1 protein-coding gene and 1 pseudogene are annotated in these 2,302 nt (G+C 60.9%); both read left to right on the plus strand.

Annotation, left to right across the window (positions count from 1 at the left end):
* The first annotated feature begins 209 nt into the window (after positions 1–209).
* Positions 210–1,895, plus strand: a complete 1,686-nt coding sequence (argS, locus tag KUC_RS13895) for an arginine--tRNA ligase (RefSeq protein WP_007113848.1) — start codon at positions 210–212, stop codon at positions 1,893–1,895.
* Positions 1,896–1,898: 3 nt separating this feature from the next.
* Positions 1,899–2,302: pseudogene (locus KUC_RS20080) on the plus strand (SPOR domain-containing protein); the annotation flags it as partial.

Genomic DNA, 2,302 nt, shown 5'->3' on the forward strand with positions numbered 1-2,302 from the left:
GTGGCTGGAAGCTAATCGCGAGGCGCGCAAAGTACGTTGGTCGATAGATATCGACCCCCAAACGCTCTCCTAAACACTCTCCTAAATCGTGGCTTACCATCACGCGGCTTTGAAACTGCGGCCCAATTGCCGATAATAGCTGCCTTACCGACGCACCTTTTACAGCTGCGCGTTAGCACACGCCGCCACCGACGACACCGGATACCTCAATGAAAGATACGATAGTTTCACTGCTCGAAGGCGCAGTCACCGCGCTCAAGCACCAAGGCGTGCTGCCCAACGACCTACAACCCAGCATCAAAGTCGACCCGACTAAAGACAAGGCCCACGGCGATTACGCCACCAATCTGGCACTGATGCTGGCCAAACCGGCTGGCAAAAACCCGCGCGAATTAGCCAATGCGCTGGTTGAAGCGCTGCCCGACAGCGACGCCATCCAAAAAACCGAGATTGCGGGCCCCGGCTTTATCAACTTTTTCGCCGCCGCCGACGCCGCGGCGCAAATCGTTGCCCAGGTGCTCGACTGCGGCGACACCTTTGGCCGCAGCATGGCGGGTAAAGGGGCAAAAGTTCAGGTCGAGTTCGTTTCCGCCAACCCCACTGGCCCGCTCCATGTCGGTCACGGTCGCGGCGCGGCAATTGGCGACTGTCTCTGCCGCCTGCTCGAAGCCACTGGTTTTGATGTCACCCGCGAGTTCTACTACAACGACGCGGGCGCCCAGATCGCCAATCTGGCCCGCTCGGTGCAGGCGCGGGTAAAAGGCCTGGGCCCTGACGATGAAAGCTGGCCCGAAGACGGCTATCGCGGCGAGTATATCGTCGATGTCGCCAACGACTACCTGGCAGGCAAAACAGTGAGTGCCGATGACCGTGAAGTCACTGGCAAAAAAGATCCTGACGATTTAGACGCCATTCAAGCGTTTGCCGTAGCGTGGCTGCGTCGCGAACAGGATCTGGATCTCAAAGCCTTCGGCGTCGAGTTTGACGTCTATTTCCTAGAGTCCTCGCTCTATGAAGATGGCAAGGTAGACGCCACCGTTGAGAAGCTGGTGAGCGCGGGTCACACCTATGAAGATGACGGCGCCATGTGGCTACGCACCACCGACTTCGGTGATGACAAAGACCGTGTGATGCGCAAACGCGACGGCGGCTACACCTACTTCCTGCCCGATGTGGCCTACCATCTGGACAAGTGGCAGCGCGGCTTCAAAACGGTGATCAACGAACAGGGCGCCGACCACCACTCCACCGTCACCCGCGTGCGCGCCGGTTTACAGGCGCTGGAGGTGGGCATCCCCAAAGGCTGGCCCGACTACGTACTCCACCAGATGGTCATGGTCACCCGCTCTGGCGTCGAGGTGAAACTCTCCAAGCGCGCCGGTAGCTACGTCACCGTACGCGACTTGATCGATGAAGTGGGCCGCGATGCCACGCGCTTCTTCCTCGCCGCTCGCCGCGCCGACTCCCAGCTCACCTTTGATATTGACCTGGCCCGCTCCCAGTCCAACGACAACCCGGTTTACTACATCCAGTACGCCCACGCCCGGGTATGCAGCATGCTGCGCAAGGCCCAGGATGCCGACCAGCCGTTTGATCACGCGCTAGCACTGGCTAATCTTGCGCTACTCGATAGCGACCAGGAGAAAGCCGTGCTGAACCGTTTGGCGCGCTTCCCTGAAGTTGTTGAAACCGCGGCCAAAAATCGCGAGCCCCAGCAGGTTGCTCAGTATCTGCTTGATCTTTCCGGCGATTTCCACACCTGCTACAACGCCGTCAAAGTCATGGTCGAGGACGACACCCTACGCAATACGCGTCTGGCGCTGGGCCTTGCCACCCGTCAAGTGCTGCGCAATGGGCTTGACTTAATGGGGGTTAGCGCCCCAGAGGAGATGTAAGCCATGGCTAGCCCGCGCAAAAAGCCCGCCCCCCGCCGCGGAGCCACCTCCCAGCGCAAGTCCAACCGCAGCTCAGGCGGGGGTTTCCGCCTACCCGGCTGGCTATGGGGTCTTGCCGGCATGGCGGCAGGCTTCTTTTTGGCGCAGCACCAGCACGGCACCGCCCCCTGGCAAGAACAGAGCGAAGCACCTCAGGCCACGGTGCTGCCCAAGCCCTCAGGTAGCGAAGAGCGCGCTGCCGCTCGGGAAACCGAGCAAGCCGCCGAGCCGTCGATGCCGACGTTTGAGTTTTATACCCTGCTGCCGGAGACCGAAGTGATTGCCCCCGGCGTCACTCTGCCGTCAAGCGTTGTGCGCCCAGAGGCTCCCGAACCGACAGCCGATAGCGCTGCGGCTTTCCGGGGCGC

The sequence above is a fragment of the Vreelandella boliviensis LC1 genome (assembly GCF_000236035.1).
Taxonomy (GTDB): domain Bacteria; phylum Pseudomonadota; class Gammaproteobacteria; order Pseudomonadales; family Halomonadaceae; genus Vreelandella; species Vreelandella boliviensis.

What these genes read in the sequence shown, in the direction of transcription:
- argS (WP_007113848.1), top strand. Translation starts at nt 210, where the DNA reads ATGAAAGATACGATAGTTTCACTGCTCGAAGGCGCAGTCACCGCGCTC.